13 protein-coding genes are annotated in these 15,842 nt (G+C 58.4%); 6 read left to right on the top strand and 7 right to left on the bottom strand.

Annotation, left to right across the window (positions count from 1 at the left end):
* Nucleotides 1–64 precede the first annotated feature (64 nt).
* From tctD to IMQ56_RS10650, 4 genes are all read left to right on the top strand, one after another.
* The gene (tctD, locus tag IMQ56_RS10635; protein WP_196063816.1) at nucleotides 65–739 is read left to right on the top strand and encodes a transcriptional regulator TctD; all 675 of its coding nucleotides are present in this window, start codon (nucleotides 65–67) and stop codon (nucleotides 737–739) included.
* Nucleotides 726–2,135: a sensor histidine kinase gene (locus IMQ56_RS10640; RefSeq protein ID WP_196063817.1), complete on the top strand. Its 1,410-nt coding sequence runs from the start codon at nucleotides 726–728 to the stop codon at nucleotides 2,133–2,135. The genes tctD and IMQ56_RS10640 overlap by 14 nt, the downstream gene beginning before the upstream one ends.
* Before the next feature lie 129 nt (nucleotides 2,136–2,264).
* Nucleotides 2,265–2,807: a YfaZ family outer membrane protein gene (locus IMQ56_RS10645; RefSeq protein ID WP_003859436.1), complete on the top strand. Its 543-nt coding sequence runs from the start codon at nucleotides 2,265–2,267 to the stop codon at nucleotides 2,805–2,807.
* Nucleotides 2,808–2,901: 94 nt separating this feature from the next.
* Complete coding sequence (locus IMQ56_RS10650) at nucleotides 2,902–4,101, top strand: nicotinamide mononucleotide deamidase-related protein YfaY (RefSeq protein WP_096204959.1); 1,200 nt, start codon at nucleotides 2,902–2,904, stop codon at nucleotides 4,099–4,101.
* Between the two features lie 31 nt (nucleotides 4,102–4,132).
* Here IMQ56_RS10650 and glpC read toward each other — a convergent pair whose 3' ends face one another.
* From glpC to glpA, 3 genes are read right to left on the bottom strand one after another with little or no spacing between them, the layout of a single operon-like run.
* Nucleotides 4,133–5,323, bottom strand: a complete 1,191-nt coding sequence (gene glpC / locus IMQ56_RS10655) for an anaerobic glycerol-3-phosphate dehydrogenase subunit GlpC (protein ID WP_045141706.1) — start codon at nucleotides 5,321–5,323, stop codon at nucleotides 4,133–4,135.
* Complete coding sequence (gene glpB, locus IMQ56_RS10660) at nucleotides 5,320–6,537, bottom strand: glycerol-3-phosphate dehydrogenase subunit GlpB (protein ID WP_045339263.1); 1,218 nt, start codon at nucleotides 6,535–6,537, stop codon at nucleotides 5,320–5,322. The genes glpC and glpB overlap by 4 nt, the downstream gene beginning before the upstream one ends.
* A complete protein-coding gene (glpA, locus tag IMQ56_RS10665; protein WP_163358672.1) occupies nucleotides 6,527–8,155 on the bottom strand; it encodes an anaerobic glycerol-3-phosphate dehydrogenase subunit A in 1,629 nt (542 codons plus the stop codon). Before glpA ends, glpB begins: the two co-directional genes overlap by 11 nt.
* Before the next feature lie 250 nt (nucleotides 8,156–8,405).
* Between glpA and glpT the strand changes: the two genes are divergently transcribed.
* Nucleotides 8,406–9,758 carry a glycerol-3-phosphate transporter gene (gene glpT / locus IMQ56_RS10670; RefSeq protein WP_003859423.1) on the top strand — a complete coding sequence of 451 codons (1,353 nt, stop codon included), beginning with the start codon at nucleotides 8,406–8,408 and terminating at the stop codon, nucleotides 9,756–9,758.
* An 11-nt stretch (nucleotides 9,759–9,769) separates the two neighbouring features.
* Nucleotides 9,770–10,831: a glycerophosphodiester phosphodiesterase gene (gene glpQ, locus IMQ56_RS10675; RefSeq protein ID WP_126498853.1), complete on the top strand. Its 1,062-nt coding sequence runs from the start codon at nucleotides 9,770–9,772 to the stop codon at nucleotides 10,829–10,831.
* Nucleotides 10,832–10,914: 83 nt separating this feature from the next.
* Here the strand turns inward: glpQ and yfaE are convergent, their stop codons facing one another.
* The 4 genes from yfaE to ubiG form a co-directional block, all read right to left on the bottom strand.
* Nucleotides 10,915–11,169 (bottom strand): class I ribonucleotide reductase maintenance protein YfaE, encoded by a 255-nt coding sequence (gene yfaE / locus IMQ56_RS10680; protein WP_003859419.1) that lies wholly within the window; start codon nucleotides 11,167–11,169, stop codon nucleotides 10,915–10,917.
* Complete coding sequence (gene nrdB / locus IMQ56_RS10685; RefSeq protein WP_032620274.1) at nucleotides 11,169–12,299, bottom strand: class Ia ribonucleoside-diphosphate reductase subunit beta; 1,131 nt, start codon at nucleotides 12,297–12,299, stop codon at nucleotides 11,169–11,171. Before nrdB ends, yfaE begins: the two co-directional genes overlap by 1 nt.
* Nucleotides 12,300–12,399: 100 nt before the next feature.
* Nucleotides 12,400–14,685, bottom strand: coding sequence for a class 1a ribonucleoside-diphosphate reductase subunit alpha (nrdA, locus tag IMQ56_RS10690; protein WP_023295072.1), 2,286 nt, complete (start codon nucleotides 14,683–14,685; stop codon nucleotides 12,400–12,402).
* 349 nt (nucleotides 14,686–15,034) lie between these two features.
* A complete protein-coding gene (gene ubiG / locus IMQ56_RS10695) occupies nucleotides 15,035–15,763 on the bottom strand; it encodes a bifunctional 2-polyprenyl-6-hydroxyphenol methylase/3-demethylubiquinol 3-O-methyltransferase UbiG (protein WP_006811346.1) in 729 nt (242 codons plus the stop codon).
* Nucleotides 15,764–15,842: the final 79 nt, after the last annotated feature.

A 15,842-nucleotide genomic window follows, 5' to 3' on the forward strand; every position in this document is an offset into this window, starting at 1 on the left:
TGATTGTTAAAACAATAACCTTTCATTTCCCTTTCACTGCGACACCAACTTTACAGGATGTGATATGCGTCTCTTACTGGCGGAAGATAATCGTGAGCTGGCTCACTGGCTGGAAAAAGCGCTGGTACAAAACGGATTTGCCGTGGATTGCGTCAACGATGGACGGGCGGCCGATCATCTTTTGCAGGGAGAAAACTATGCCGTCGCGATCCTTGATATCGGTATGCCCGGCTTCGACGGGCTGGAGGTGGTGCATCGCCTGAGAAAGCGCGGGCAGACGCTGCCGGTGCTGTTTCTTACCGCCCGCAGCAACGTGGCAGACAGGGTGAAGGGGCTGAATGCCGGGGCGGATGACTACCTGCCGAAACCGTTCGAGCTGGAGGAGCTTGATGCCCGCCTGCGCGCGCTGCTGCGCCGCAGCGAAGGACGAACCCAGGAGCGCCAGCGGCTGGGAGAGCTGGAGTACGATGATGAAGGCTTTTTTCTGCTTCGCGATGAACCCCTTTCCCTCACGCCGCGCGAACTCTCTTTGCTGAAGGTGCTGATGTACCGCCGGACCCGTCCCGTCTCCCGGCAACAGCTTTTCGACCAGGTATTCAGCCTGAACGACGACGTCAGCCCCGAGAGCATCGATCTCTATATTCACCGCCTGCGTAAGAAGCTGACCGGCAGCGGGGTGCGGATCACCACCCTCCGGGGGCTGGGCTACGTGCTGGAGTGCGGCGATGAAGTGGGTTAAGCCGCAGTCGCTTTACCTGCAACTTTTGCTTTTTCTGGGTTTGCCGCTGCTGCTGTTATGGGGGCTGTCAGCCTTTAACAGCTACGTTAGCGCGTTACAGGCGGCGACGCAGGCCTATGACCGCACGCTGTTATCCTCGGCGCGCACGGTGTCAGAGCGGCTGGTGGTGCACAATGGTAAACTCCAGGTGAACGTGCCCTGGGTCGTGCTCGACAGCTTCGAGCTGAACATGAACGATCGCCTCTATTACAAGGTCGTGGACCCCGACGGGCGGGTGATCTCCGGCTACGACGATCTGCCGAATATGCCTCCCTCCACGTCGCGCACTACACACTATCCGGCGCTGGCGTGGTTTTATCATACCGAGTATCGCGGGCAGGCGATCCGCGTGGCGAAGCTGCTCCAGCCGGTTAACGAGGACAGTGTGTTCGGGATGGCGGAGATCTACGTCGCCGAAACGTTGCAGTCGCGGCGCTATCTGGCCACTCAGCTGCTGTTTTCCTCGCTCGTGTCGCAGGGGCTGCTGGTGCTGCTGACGCTGGTCCTGACCGCGTGGCTGCTGCGTCGCGTGCTGCGCCCGATGCGGCAGCTCTCGTCCCTGATGGTGCGCCGTGAGCCCGGACTGCTGGCTCCGCTGCCGGAGCTGCTGCCCTGGTCGGAAACGCGGCTGCTGATTGTGGCATTTAACCGCTATATCGACAGGTTGCGCGGCGTACTTTCGCGGCAGGCGCGCTTTAACGCCGACGCCTCACACCAGCTCAAAACGCCGCTGGCGGTGCTGAAAACCCAGGTATCGGTTGCCCTGACGCGTAACGATCCGGCGCTGTGGCAGGAGAGCTTACGGGCGATGAACGTCACGCTGGATAACACCATCGTGCTGACGGAAAGGCTGTTGCAGCTTTCGGCGGTGAAGCGAAAAGAGCAGGGGGAGCGACAGTTTGCGCCTGTCGATCTGGTACAGGTGGTGCAAAACTGCTGCTTTTCCCGGCTGGCGCAGGCGCGCAGCAAGGGTATCGATCTCGGTTATGACGGCGTACAGCAGCCGGTAATGATTGAGGGGGATGACGTGTTGCTGGGCGAACTTTGCGCCAACCTGCTGGAGAACGCGATCAAATACACACCGGAGCAGGGCGTCGTGACGGTGTACCTGCGCACGGCTAACGATGCCGTTGAGCTGAGCGTGGAGGACAGCGGACCGGGCATTGCTGAAGACCAGATCTCCCAGGCCATGCTGCCGTTTCATCGGCTGGATAACGTGGGCGATGCCGCCGGGTCCGGCATTGGCCTGGCGCTGGCTAACGATATTGCCCGCCTGCACCGCAGCCATCTTCAGCTGATGCCCAGTGAAAATCTGGGTGGGCTGAGCGTGAAAATGCGCTTTCTGATGCTGGTATAAATGCCGATATTATCAAATCGTTACAAACTAATTGCCCGCCGCACGCGGAGTCCATTGATCACACAGGCAGTCAGGTTAAAATCTCGCGGTTTTTGGACATCTCTGAATAAATTGTGCGGGATCACGACAATGAAAAAAGTGGCATTAATGGGCTTAAGCGGCCTGATGTTTGTTTCAGCAGCGGCAAACGCAATTTCCTTCAACGGCTCGGCGGGACAAGATTATACCCATCTGGGCTTTGGTCTTGGCACGGATAGCGCAGGCCTGGCAATGACCGGCGGCTGGACGCACAACGACGACGATGGGGATGCGGCAAGCCTGGGCCTCGGCTTCAACGTGCCGTTGGGTCCCTTCCTGGCGACCGTCGGCGGTAAAGGCATTTACACCAACCCGAACGACGGCGACGAAGGCTACGCGGCGGCAGTGGGCGGCGGCTTGCAGTGGAAAATTGGCGACAGCTTTGGCCTGTTCGGTGAGTACTACTACTCCCCGGATTCCCTCTCCAGCGGTATCGACAGCTATCAGGAAGCTAATGCCGGCGCGCGCTGGACCATCATGCGTCCGATCACCATCGAAGCGGGTTATCGCTATCTGAACCTGGCCGGTAAAGACGGCAACCGCGACAACGCCCTGGCAGACGGCCCGTACGTCGGCGTGAGCGCCGGTTTCTAATCCTCTCGGCGCGGCGTTCAGTCGCGCCAGTTTCTCTCTTCCCCCGGTCCTCGATTGCGCTATAGTGTTTTGACCATTGAAATGGGAGAACACAATGATAAATGTGGAAATGTTATCCACTGGCGACGAAGTGCTGCATGGGCAAATCATTGATACCAATGCCGCCTGGCTCGCCGATCTCTTCTTTGAGCAAGGATTACCGTTAACGCGCCGCAACACCGTAGGTGACAATCTTGAGTCGCTGGTCAACGTTCTGCGCGAGCGCAGCGAACGCTGCGACGTGCTGATTGTGAACGGCGGGCTGGGACCCACCAGCGACGATCTCAGCGCGCTGGCCGCCGCCACGGCCAAAGGCGAAGGCCTGGTTCTGCACGAGGCGTGGCTGGCACAGATGGAGCGCTTTTTCTCCGGGCGTGGCCGCGTGATGGCCCCCAGCAACCGCAAGCAGGCTGAAATTCCCGCCAGCGCGGAACTGATTGATAACCCGGTCGGCACCGCCTGCGGGTTTGCCGTTCAGCTGAACCGCTGCCTGATGTTCTTCACCCCGGGCGTCCCGTCGGAATTTAAAGTGATGGTCGAGCAGCAGATCCTGCCGCGCCTGCGCGCGCGCTTTACGCTGCCTGAACCGCCGCTGTGCCTGCGTCTGACCACCTTTGGTCGCTCGGAAAGCGATCTGGCCCAGAGCCTCGATCACCTGCAACTGCCTCCTGGCGTGTCGATGGGCTATCGCTCCTCCATGCCGATTATTGAACTGAAGCTGACCGGACCGGCGTCAGAGAAAGCCGCCATGCTGGCGCTGTGGCCGGAAGTGCAGCGCGTCGCCGGGGAAAGCCTGATTTTCGAAGGAACGGAAGGGCTGCCGGCGCAGATCGCAGCGCATTTGCAGTCCCGCCAGTTGAGCGTGACGTTAAGCGAGCAGTTTACCGGTGGGCTTCTGGCGCTTCAGCTTACCCGGGCGGGTGCGCCGCTGCTGGCCAGTGAAGTGGTGCCGTTCCAGCAGGAGACGCTGGCGCAGACCGCGCGCTGGGCGTCCGAGCGCAGAGTGAAGCATTTCGCCGGGCTGGCGCTGTTTGCGGGCGGGCTGGATGAGGAGCATCTCAACTTTGCCCTTGCAACGCCGGAAGGGACGCACGCCCTGCGGGTCAGGATGAGCATTACCCGCCACAGCCTGGCCGTGCGTCAGGAGGTGTGCGCGATGATGGCGCTGAACATGCTGCGCCGCTGGCTGAACGGGAAAGAGGTCGCCAGCGAGCACGGCTGGATTAACGTCGTGGAATCGCTGTTCGTGGAGTGAGAGTGTGCCGGGGCCGTGTCCCCGGCAACGGTTACGCCAGCGCTTTTGCCAGCAAGGTAATGGGATGTTCACAGCGTTTGCTGGTGGACATCTCGATCTGCCACTTGCAGGTTTCGCAGTCCGTCACCACGATATCTGCGCCGCTCTCTTCAATCTGCCGGAACAGCGGCGCGCCAATGGCCTGTGACGTTGGGTAGTTTTCACGCTTGAAGCCGTACGTGCCTGCGATGCCGCAGCAGCGTGAGTCCAGCACCGTCAGCTCCAGCCCGGGGATCAGCCGCAGCAGCTCAAGCGTATAGATCGACCAGCCCATCTTCTCCATATGACATGGCGTGTGATACACCACCTTCAGCGGCAATTTGCCCAGCGGTAACGTCTGCCCGCTGTCCAGTTTGCGCCAGAGAAAACGGGTCGCCAGCTCAATGTGCTCGCGCAGGCCGGTGTTATCCACCTCCAGCAGATGCGGATATTCATCGCGCAGCGTGAAGGTACAGGTTGACGACGTCGCCAGTACCGGTATCCCTTTGTCGACGATCGCCTCACGTAAAGAGGTGACGTTGCTGCTCGCCTGCTTGCGCGCTTTGTCGATGAAGCCGTTGGCAATCAGCGGAACGCCGCAGCACTTTTCTTTGCTCAGCAGCTGAACGCCCGTTCCCATGGCGTTCAGGACTTTCAGCAGGTCTTTCCCCAGCTGCGGATGGTTGTAGTTCACGTAGCAGCCGTGGAAGAAGGCGACCTGCTCAGAGAACTGCGCCTGTTCTGCCGCCACGGATTTAAACCAGCGGCGGAAGGTGCCGTGAGAATATTTCGGCAGACTGCGGTGATGGTCGATTTTGAGCGTCGCATCCAGCAGCCTGCGCACCGGCTTCAGGGCGGTGGCGGCATTGACGACCGGCGCGAAAGGCGTCGAGAGGCTACCCATCAGATCGGTGTGGCTCAGTATCGCGTCACGCAGCGTCGGTTTTTGCGTACTGTAGCGGGCGCGGGCGCGCTGGATGATATCGCCTATTTTCACGTCCGACGGGCAGGCAACTTCGCAGCGTTTGCAGTTGATGCAGTATTTCAGCGCCTCGTCGTAGAGCGCGCCATCCTTCAGGCGCAGACGCTCCCCGTCGGGACCGGCCTGTTTCGGGCCGGGATAGCGCGGATCGACGCCGCTGACCGGGCAAACCGTGGTGCAGACCGTGCATTTGATACAGCTTTCAAATCGGGTGTCGTTCATTGTGCTCCCTCCCTGCGCTGGATAATCTGCTCCGCGACATGCAGCGCAGTGACGGCGCAGACGCCGCCACCGCAGCCCTGCGCCACGGGATCGTACCCGCCCAGAACCGAGCCGATGGCGTAAAGATTTTCAACCGGTTCCCCGCCCAGCCGCGGGCGCAGCTGGCTGTCGACGATCACGCCGAACTGCTGCCAGGGCTGCGGGGTGAAGAAATCGCTTTGATACCAGTCCGCGCGGGAAGCGCTTTGCCGGACGTCCAGACCGAGGATCGCCTCACGCACGCCATCCCGGCTGCTCAGCAGACCGTTACTGAAGAAACTGCCGCTTGCCAGCACCGTAAAGCGTGCGCGAAGCGGGATGTCGCCGTGGTTGCGGGTCCAGATTTCGCTTACCGCACCCTCAGCCAGGGTGATTTTTTTCACCTCGTCGCCTGCCATCCAGACGCCACCCTGGGCAACATACTGACGCTGAAGCTGGGTGTGCAGACGAATGCCGGGCACGGAAGGGGGGAGCGTCGGCAGTAAACCGAGCGTACAGGGCAGGCGCGCCGAGAGCCAGCGCCAGAGCCGGTTGTCCGTTAAGCCAAAACAGGCGGGCATAAACAGGGCGTCGCAGGTCTCGCCGAGCGGTTGAAGCGCCGCGTACAGCTGCGGCCAGTAACTTTCATTATCCAGCAGGCGGGCAATGTTCACCGCACGAAACTCGCTGGGGTTTTCGCGCAGCACGTCGAGTTCGGGGAGATCAATCTCCGCCGTATCCACCTGAACACCCTGCTGTCTGAGAGACGCGGCGGCCAGATGCGGCTGGAAATCGAGGAAGCCGCTGATCCCCACCACCCGCACGCGCTCGGCAGCGATGGGGGCGACAGGCACCTCTTCCGGGCTAAGCCAGGCGGCGCGCAGGGTGCCGAGCGGCGTGACGCGCTGATGATTTTGCTCGGCGTCACCCTGCATGCGTGCGCCGCAGGTGGTGAGCAGGTGTTCGGTTTCGCAGGCAAAGCGGGCCATATTCTCTGCGCCCGTCAGGCGGTAGGGATGTTCAGGCGGCAGATCGGCGAACGATAGCGCGCCCAGTAAATCCAGCGAGCCGGAAGAGAAGTGCAGGGCACTCTGACCGCGAGTGACAATGGCGCAGCGCAGACCCCGCTGCGTCAGTTTGAGGCCGCACAGCAGGCCCGCCAGCCCCCCACCCACAATCACGGTATCAAATTTCATGGTTGTGCTCCTTCTCCAGACCGCAAAGCCCCTGATAGACCCAGCGGGTAAACTCGCTTTCGCGCAGGGCATCGCCCCAGGCGACGGGCTGAATGCCTTTCCAGCGCTCGTTTAAAAAATCGCTGAGCTGGGCAAGCGACTGGGTTGACGTGGTGGCGTGAAAACGTTGCAGCAGCCCGGCGGCACGGCAGGCGCACAGCTCCCCCTGACAGGTGCCCATCCCGACGCGCGTGCGGCGGCGTAAATCGAGCAGGTTGTTCACCGTCAGGTTTTCCACGGCATACTGCACCTCGCCTGCGGTCACGGCTTCGCATTCGCACACCAGGCTGCGGCTGAGTCGCCCTTCACCGAGCCAGGTTGGGGTGCGGTCGCCGTGACGGTAAATCGCCGAACCGCGAAGCGGGGCAGGGAGTGAAATGATTTTGTGCAGCGTTTTTTCTGTCGATTGCTGCGAGCCGGGCAGAGCCTGTTGCGCCGTCACGCACGGTGCGGTGTTGTCGAGCTTACGGCAGACGGCATCGGTGGCCCACTGGGCCATCAGCCGGTAGGTCATCAGCTTGCCGCCGGTAATGGTGATAAACCCGTCCATGCCGTCGCGTTCGGCGTGATCGAGCAGCACGATGCCGCGGCTGACGTTACGCCCGTTCGGATCGTTATCGCTGGCGACAAGGGGACGCACGCCCGCGTAGGCACGCAGAATACGCGTCTGCGCCATCACCGGGGCCAGCTTTTCCCCTTCGCGCAGCAGGATATCCACCTCTTCAGCGGTGACGCGGTTGTAATCAATTTCGCTGTAGTCCACATGCATTGAGGTCGTGCCGATTAACGAAATGGTGTCCCCCGGCACGAGGATATCGGCGTCAGACGGTTTACGGCAGCGGTTGATGACATGGTTATTGATGCGGTGGTCGAGGATCAGCAGCGAGCCTTTCGCCGGGAACATGCGCACCGACAGGTCCGCGTATTCCGCGATGCGCTGGCCCCAGATCCCCGCCGCGTTGACCACGACGGCGGCATACAGCTCGCGGTGTTCGTTGTACTGCGCATCAAACACGCGCACTCCGCGCACGGTATTACCTTCACGAATAAGCCCGGTGACGTGATGCCCGGTCAGGATCTGGGCGCCATGTTCCCGCGCGTCGAGCATATTGGCGGCGGTCAGGCGGAAAGGATCAACGGTTCCGTCCGGTACTTTTACCGCGCCCAGTAACGCCGGGTTTACCGAGGGTTCAAGACGGCGCGCCTGCGCAGGATCGATCGCCTCGGCCTGAATGCCTGCCGCCGTGCAGGCGGTGATAAAGGTTTGCTGAAAGCCGAGGTCATCTTCTGGAAGGGTGATAAAAAGACCGTTGGTCGGTTCAACGCAGTGGCGGGCGATGCGCCTGAGGATCTGGTTTTCAGCGATACACTCGCGTGCTGACTCAGCGTCAGTGACCGCATAGCGGGCGCCGCTGTGCAACAGACCGTGGTTACGTCCCGTCGCGCCGGTGGCGATATCGTGGCGTTCCAGAAGCGTGACGCTCAATCCCCGCAGGGCGCAGTCGCGTGCGATGCCGGCACCCGTCGCGCCACCGCCAATGATAATCACATCGCTGAAGCGTGGATCGTGAATTGTCATTGCCTTTCCTCTATGTTCGTTTTTTAGCATTTAGCCACATTGATCGTATGGTTTGTTTGATTTCGAACATAAACGCGCGAAATTCGAAAGTGAAACGTGATTTCATGCGCTTTTTTGCGCATTCTGTCATATTTCTGTAACAATCTGTGCGTTGATTCACAGTAACATTCACCGTGATTTCTTAACATCGCCGCCTCTGTAGCCGGGCGCGAGATGCCCGGTCATTTTTTGAAAGGCCACGGAGGCTGTTATGCTCAGTATCTTTAAACCTGCGCCACATCGGGCGCGACTGCCAGAGGCAGAGATTGATCCTCTCTACCGCCGTCTGCGTTGGCAAATATTCCTCGGGATCTTCTTCGGGTATGCGGCGTACTATCTGGTACGTAAAAACTTCGCGCTCGCCATGCCGTACCTGGTGGAACAGGGCTTCTCTCGCGGCGATCTGGGATTTGCGCTGTCGGGGATCTCCATCGCGTACGGTTTTTCGAAGTTCATTATGGGGTCGGTGTCGGATCGTTCGAATCCGCGCGTGTTCCTGCCCGCCGGTCTGATCCTCGCGGCAGCGGTGATGCTGTTCATGGGCTTTGTGCCGTGGGCGACCTCCAGCATTGCCATCATGTTCGTGCTGCTGTTCCTCTGCGGCTGGTTCCAGGGGATGGGATGGCCGCCATGCGGACGCACCATGGTTCACTGGTGGTCACAGAAAGAGCGTGGTGGAATTGTATCTGTGTGGAACTGCGCACATAACGTCGGGGGCGGGCTTCCGCCGCTGCTGTTCCTGCTGGGGATGGCCTGGTTCAACGACTGGCATGCCGCGCTCTATATGCCAGCCTTTGGCGCCATTCTGGTGGCGATTATCGCCTTCGCTCTGATGCGCGACACCCCACAGTCCTGCGGCCTGCCGCCGATTGAAGAGTACAAAAACGACTACCCGGATGATTACAGCGAGAAGCACGAAGAAGAGCTGACGGCAAAGCAGATCTTCATGAAGTACGTGCTGCCGAACAAGCTGTTGTGGTACATCGCGGTGGCAAACGTATTTGTCTACCTGCTGCGCTACGGCATCCTCGACTGGTCGCCAACCTACCTGAAAGAGGTGAAGCACTTCGCGCTGGATAAATCCTCCTGGGCCTATTTCCTGTATGAATACGCGGGCATTCCCGGCACGCTGATCTGTGGCTGGATGTCGGACAAAGTGTTTAAGGGCAACCGTGGGGCGACGGGCGTGTTCTTTATGACGCTGGTCACCATCGCGACGGTCGTTTACTGGCTTAACCCGCCGGGGAATCCGGGTGTGGATATGGCCTGTATGATCGTCATCGGCTTCCTGATTTATGGTCCGGTTATGCTGATTGGTCTGCATGCCCTGGAGCTGGCGCCGAAGAAAGCGGCAGGCACGGCGGCAGGCTTTACCGGTCTGTTTGGCTACCTCGGCGGTTCAGTGGCGGCAAGCGCCATCGTCGGTTACACCGTCGACTTCTTCGGCTGGGACGGCGGCTTTATGGTGATGATTGGCGGCAGCGTGCTGGCTGTTCTGCTGTTGGTTGTTGTGATGATTGGTGAAAAACGTCACCACGCCGAAGTGCTGGCGCGTCGTCAATAAGGAGCATTGCGATGAAATTAACTCAGTTAGCGACAGGTCTGCTGCTGGCGGGCCTGATGACAAGCTCCGCGCTGGCGGCGGATAAGATCGTGATCGCCCACCGTGGCGCCAGCGGTTATCTGCCGGAGCATACGCTGCCGGCAAAAGCGATGGCCTATGCCCAGGGCGCGGATTATCTGGAGCAGGATCTGGTGATGACGAAGGACGACCAGCTGGTCGTTCTGCATGACCACTATCTTGACCGCGTGACGGACGTGGCGGAGCGTTTCCCGGATCGCGCCCGTAAAGATGGTCGCTACTACGCCATCGACTTCACGCTGGCGGAGATCCGCTCGCTGAAGTTTACCGAGGGCTTCGAGATTGAAAACGGTAAGAAGGTACAGGTCTATCCGGGACGTTTCCCGATGGGCAAGTCTGACTTCCGTATTCACACCTTCGAAGAGGAGATCGAGTTTGTTCAGGGGCTGAACCACTCGACAGGAAAAAATATCGGTATCTACCCGGAAATCAAAGCGCCGTGGTTCCACCATCAGGAAGGGAAGGACATTGCCGCGAAGACGCTGGAGGTACTGAAAAAGTACGGCTACACCAGCAAGCAGGATAAGGTTTTCCTGCAATGTTTCGACGCCGCGGAACTGAAGCGCATCAAAACCGAGCTGGAGCCGAAAATGGGGATGGATCTCAATCTGGTGCAGCTGATTGCGTATACCGACTGGAATGAAACCCAGGAAAAACAGCCGGACGGGAAGTGGGTGAACTACACCTACGACTGGATGTTTAAGCCGGGCGCGATGAAGCAGATTGCGCAGTACGCCGACGGCATCGGGCCGGATTACCACATGCTGGTGGCGGAAGGCTCAACGCCGGGTCACGTGAAGCTGACGGCGATGGTGAAAGAGGCGCATGCGAGCAAGATGCAGGTGCATCCGTATACCGTACGCGCAGACCAGCTGCCGGAGTATGCGACGGACGTGAATCAGCTTTACGACGTACTGTATAACCAGGCGGATGTGGACGGGGTGTTTACGGATTTCCCGGATAAAGCGGTGAGCTTTTTGAAGGATAAACGCTGAAATTGCCGGGTGGCGGCTGCGCCTTACCCGGCCTACGAACTGCGGTTTTGTAGGTCGGGTCAGCGAAGCGCCACCCGACATAATTACATCTCGATCTCAATATCGCCTTTTGCCCGGCAGCAGCAGGGCAAAATCTCCCCTTCACTGATAAAGGCCAGCGGTTCGGTCAGCCAGTCTACCTGGCCTGCGACCAGACGGCAGCGGCAGGAGCCGCAGTAGCCTTCACGACACTGGTACTCTACTTCTACCTGATGCGCTTCAAGCGCCACCAGCAGAGAAGGGTGCTCTTCCTGGCACAACACCTCTGTACCAGAAAGGCTCAGCGTTACGCGGCTCATCAGAGCTGGAAATCGCTCAGGTCGTCGGTGTTGACTTCAGAATCAATCTGACCGACCAGATAAGAACTCACTTCCACTTCCTGCGGCGCAACCTGCACGTTATCGGACACCAGCCAGGTGTTGATCCACGGAATCGGGTTAGAGCGCGTCTGGAATGGCAGATCGAGACCCACAGCCTGCATGCGGATGTTAGTGATGTACTCCACGTACTGGCACAGAATGTCTTTGTTCAGGCCAATCATGGAGCCGTCGCGGAACAGGTAGTCTGCCCACTCTTTCTCCTGCTGGGCGGCCAGCACGAACAGATCGTAGCATTCCTGCTTGCACTCTTCGGCAATCGCAGCCATTTCCGGGTCGTCCGCGCCGCTGCGCAGCAGGTTCAGCATATGCTGGGTGCCGGTCAGGTGCAGGGCTTCGTCACGGGCGATCAGGCGGATAATTTTGGCGTTACCTTCCATCAGCTTGCGCTCGGCAAAAGCGAAGGAGCAGGCGAAGCTTACGTAGAAGCGGATTGCTTCCAGCGCGTTGACGCTCATCAGGCACAGGTACAGCTGCTTTTTCAGGGCCCGCAGGTTTACGGTAATGGTTTTGCCGTTCACGTTATGCGTGCCTTCGCCCATCAGATGCCAGTAGCTGGTCATCTCGATCAGCTCGTCGTAGTAGTGCGCAATGCCTTCCGCGCGCTTCTGGATCTGCTCATTGGTGACGATATCGTCAAACACCACCGCCGGATCGTTCACGATGTTGCGGATGATGTGGGTGTAAGAGCGGGAGTGGATCGTCTCGGAGAACGCCCAGGTCTCTACCCAGGTTTCCAGCTCAGGAATCGAGATCAGCGGCAGCAGCGCCACGTTTGGACTACGGCCCTGGATGGAGTCCAGCAGCGTCTGGTACTTCAGGTTGCTGAGGAAGATGTGCTTTTCGTGTTCCGGTAGCGCCTGGAAATCGATACGGTCGCGGGAAACGTCAACTTCTTCCGGACGCCAGAAGAAGGAGAGTTGCTTTTCAATCAGCTTTTCGAAGATGTCATATTTTTGCTGATCGTAGCGTGCCACGTTGACCGGCTGGCCGAAGAACATCGGCTCTTTGAGCTGGTCGTTTTTCGTCTGTGAAAAGGTGGTATATGCCATTGCGGTGAGTCCTGTTGAGATTTTATTGCCCGGCGGCACTGCGTTTGCCGGGCCTACAAAACCGTAGGCCGGGTAAGCGTAGCGCCACCCGGCGAAGTGCTTAGATCTTACATGCGCCGCTTTCGCAGCCATCGTCCTGAATTGACGGCACCAGGTCGTCCTGGGCGTCTTCCGCACCATCACGGGTGTTGTGATAGTACAGCGTTTTCACGCCAAATTTGTAGGCGGTGAGCAGGTCTTTCAGCAGTTGCTGCATCGGAACCTTGCCAGACGGGAAGCGCGTTGGGTCGTAGTTGGTATTGGCAGAGATCGACTGGTCGATAAACTTCTGCATGATACCCACCAGTTGCAGATAGCCGTCGTTGTTTGGCATTTCCCACAGCAGCTCGTAGTTGTCACCCAGCGTTTCGTAATCCGGCACCACCTGACGCAGCACGCCGTCTTTCGACGCTTTGATGCTGACGTGGCCGCGCGGTGGCTCAATACCGTTGGTGGCGTTGGAGATCTGCGAAGAGGTCTCGGACGGCATCAGGGCAGAGAGCGTGGAGTTACGCAGGCCGTGAGTTTTAATGGACTCGCGCAGGCCTTCCCAGTCGAGGTGCAGCGGCTCGCTGACGATCGCATCCAGGTCTTTTTTGTAGGTGTCGATCGGCAGAATGCCTTTCGCGTAGGTGGTTTCGTTGAACCACGGGCACGCGCCTTGCTCTTTCGCCAGCTCGTTAGAGGCTTTCATCAGGTAGTACTGGATCGCTTCGAACGTCTGGTGCGTCAGATTGTTGGCGCTGCCGTCGGAGTAACGCTTGCCGTTTTTCGCCAGCCAGTAGGCGAAGTTGATCACGCCGATACCTAAAGTGCGACGGCCCATTGCGCCGCGTTTTGCCGCCGGGATTGGGTAATCCTGGTAATCCAGCAGGGCGTCGAGCGCACGAACCGCCAGCACCGCCAGCTCTTCCAGCTCGTCCAGGCTCTTAATCGCACCCAGGTTGAACGCGGACAGCGTACAAAGCGCGATTTCACCGTTTTCGTCGTTTACGTCTTCCAGCGGTTTAGTCGGCAGGGCGATCTCCAGGCACAGGTTAGACTGGCGCACTGGCGCAACCACCGGGTCAAACGGGCTGTGGGTGTTGCAGTGGTCAACGTTCTGGATGTAGATACGACCGGTAGAGGCACGTTCCTGCATCATCAGGGAGAACAGATCGACCGCTTTCACGCGCTGCTTGCGGATGCTGTCGTCTTTTTCATATTTGGTGTACAGACGCTCGAACTCGTCCTGATCGGCGAAGAACGCGTCGTACAGACCCGGGACGTCGGACGGGCTGAACAGGGTGATGTCTTCCCCTTTCAGCAGACGGGTGTACATCAGCTTGTTGATCTGCACGCCGTAGTCCATGTGACGCACGCGGTTGCCTTCCACGCCGCGGTTGTTTTTCAGAACCAGCAGACTTTCCACTTCCAGGTGCCACATCGGGTAGAACAGGGTCGCTGCACCACCACGCACGCCGCCCTGAGAGCAGGATTTTACTGCCGTCTGGAAGTGCTTGTAGAACGGAATACAGCCGGTGTGGAACGCTTCACCGCCGCGGATCGGGCTGCCCAGCGCACGGATACGGCCGGCGTTGATGCCGATACCGGCACGCTGGGAGACGTATTTCACGATGGCGCTGGAGGTCGCGTTGATGGAATCCAGGCTGTCACCACACTCGATCAGTACGCAGGAGCTGAACTGACGGGTAGGGGTACGCACGCCAGACATGATTGGCGTAGGCAGAGAAATCTTGAACGTAGAGACCGCATCGTAGAAACGCTTCACGTAGTCCAGACGGGTTTCACGCGGGTAATTAGAGAACAGGCAGGCGGCCACCAGAATATAGAGGAACTGGGCGCTCTCGTAGATTTCGCCCGTCACACGGTTCTGAACCAGGTATTTGCCTTCGAGCTGCTTCACCGCCGCGTAGGAGAAGTTCATGTCGCGCCAGTGATCGATAAACCCGTTCATCTGCTCGAACTCTTCTTCCGTATAGTCTTCCAGCAGATGCGTGTCGTATTTGCCCAGCTCGACCATTTTCACTACGTGATCGTAAAGCTTCGGCGGCTCGAACTGGCCGTAGGCTTTTTTACGCAGGTGGAAAATCGCCAGACGCGCAGCGAGGTACTGATAATCCGGTGCGTCGCGGGAGATCAGATCTGCCGCGGCTTTGATAATGGTTTCGTGGATATCAGACGTTTTGATGCCGTCGTAGAACTGAATGTGAGAACGCAGTTCAACCTGGGAGATAGATACGTTGTTCAGTCCTTCTGCTGCCCAGTCGAGAACTCGATGGATTTTGTCCAGATTGATACGCTCGGTGGTACCGTCGCGCTTTGTCACCAGCAGACTCTGATTCATGTGGGTTTTTACCTGTCCGTGAAATAAAAAAATATCCCCCGCTTATCCACAGAACCGTCTTGTGACTAACTCTGTGGATAAATACTACATATAGGGGTTTTGCGATAAGAAGAACGCTATATGGTGAGTATTCTAGTATCGAATCTTTTCAGCACAAGGGTTGATTTTGACGTTAAATTGAGGTTGTGAAAGGGTAAAAAAGGCTAAGTCCTCGTGCCGTAAGGCCTGGAAGAGATGTCAATAATTAAGAAAAAAAATTCAAAATTTGATCGAGTGCTGATTTCTTCAACGGGAGGTCAGAATTGCGCAACATGATGTCGCGCAATCATTATAAGAATAACGGATGACGTTAGTCGTTTTTGGCGGTTGTGTGCAACATATAGTTAACATCCACGCCCGGGGCAAGTTTGAATTTATCCGTCAGCGGATTGTAGTGCAGGCCCGTCATGTGCTGCTCCTTAAGCCATGTCTGGTCAACCCAGCCCAGCAGTTCGGCAGGCTTGATGAACTTCTTCACGTCGTGCGTCCCTTTCGGCACCATGCGCAGCACGTATTCCGCGCCTACCACGGCCATCAGCCAGGCTTTGCCGTTGCGGTTGATGGTCGAGAAGAAGACCTGTCCACCCGGTTTCACCAGTTTTGCACAGGCGCTGACCACCGACTGCGGATCGGGAACGTGCTCCAGCATCTCCATGCAGGTCACCACGTCATACTGGTGCGCATGTTTTGCCGCGTGCTCTTCCACGGTTTCCTGGACATATTCTACCTGTACGCCGGACTCCAGCGCATGAAGACGCGCAACCTGTAGAGGTTCGAAGCCCATGTCCAGACCGGTGACCGTGGCTCCTTCACGCGCCATACTTTCCGCCAGGATGCCGCCGCCGCAGCCGACGTCGAGCACTTTCTTACCGAACAGACCGCCGGAACGCTCCGCGATATAGCCCAGACGCAGCGGGTTAATACGATGCAGAGGTTTGAACTCACCTTCGAGATCCCACCAGCGGGACGCCACCGCTTCAAATTTGGCAATCTCTTCGTGGTCAACGTTGTGAGCCACCGGGGATTTTTCGGCATTCATGGGCGCTTTTACTCCTTATTTAGCAAGACAAATGAGTATATCAGGCAATCCCTGTGAATAAAGCGTATAGGTTTACCTG

It is taken from the genome of Enterobacter sp. Res13-Sevr-PEC09-46 (assembly GCF_015672585.1).
GTDB classification, from domain to species: Bacteria; Pseudomonadota; Gammaproteobacteria; order Enterobacterales; family Enterobacteriaceae; genus Enterobacter; species Enterobacter hormaechei_C.

What these genes read in the sequence shown, in the direction of transcription:
- tctD (WP_196063816.1), top strand. Translation starts at nt 65, where the DNA reads ATGCGTCTCTTACTGGCGGAAGATAATCGTGAGCTGGCTCACTGGCTG.
- IMQ56_RS10640 (WP_196063817.1), top strand. Translation starts at nt 726, where the DNA reads ATGAAGTGGGTTAAGCCGCAGTCGCTTTACCTGCAACTTTTGCTTTTT.
- IMQ56_RS10645 (WP_003859436.1), top strand. Translation starts at nt 2,265, where the DNA reads ATGAAAAAAGTGGCATTAATGGGCTTAAGCGGCCTGATGTTTGTTTCA.
- IMQ56_RS10650 (WP_096204959.1), top strand. Translation starts at nt 2,902, where the DNA reads ATGATAAATGTGGAAATGTTATCCACTGGCGACGAAGTGCTGCATGGG.
- glpC (WP_045141706.1), bottom strand. Translation starts at nt 5,323, where the DNA reads ATGAACGACACCCGATTTGAAAGCTGTATCAAATGCACGGTCTGCACC.
- glpB (WP_045339263.1), bottom strand. Translation starts at nt 6,537, where the DNA reads ATGAAATTTGATACCGTGATTGTGGGTGGGGGGCTGGCGGGCCTGCTG.
- glpA (WP_163358672.1), bottom strand. Translation starts at nt 8,155, where the DNA reads ATGACAATTCACGATCCACGCTTCAGCGATGTGATTATCATTGGCGGT.
- glpT (WP_003859423.1), top strand. Translation starts at nt 8,406, where the DNA reads ATGCTCAGTATCTTTAAACCTGCGCCACATCGGGCGCGACTGCCAGAG.
- glpQ (WP_126498853.1), top strand. Translation starts at nt 9,770, where the DNA reads ATGAAATTAACTCAGTTAGCGACAGGTCTGCTGCTGGCGGGCCTGATG.
- yfaE (WP_003859419.1), bottom strand. Translation starts at nt 11,169, where the DNA reads ATGAGCCGCGTAACGCTGAGCCTTTCTGGTACAGAGGTGTTGTGCCAG.
- nrdB (WP_032620274.1), bottom strand. Translation starts at nt 12,299, where the DNA reads ATGGCATATACCACCTTTTCACAGACGAAAAACGACCAGCTCAAAGAG.
- nrdA (WP_023295072.1), bottom strand. Translation starts at nt 14,685, where the DNA reads ATGAATCAGAGTCTGCTGGTGACAAAGCGCGACGGTACCACCGAGCGT.
- ubiG (WP_006811346.1), bottom strand. Translation starts at nt 15,763, where the DNA reads ATGAATGCCGAAAAATCCCCGGTGGCTCACAACGTTGACCACGAAGAG.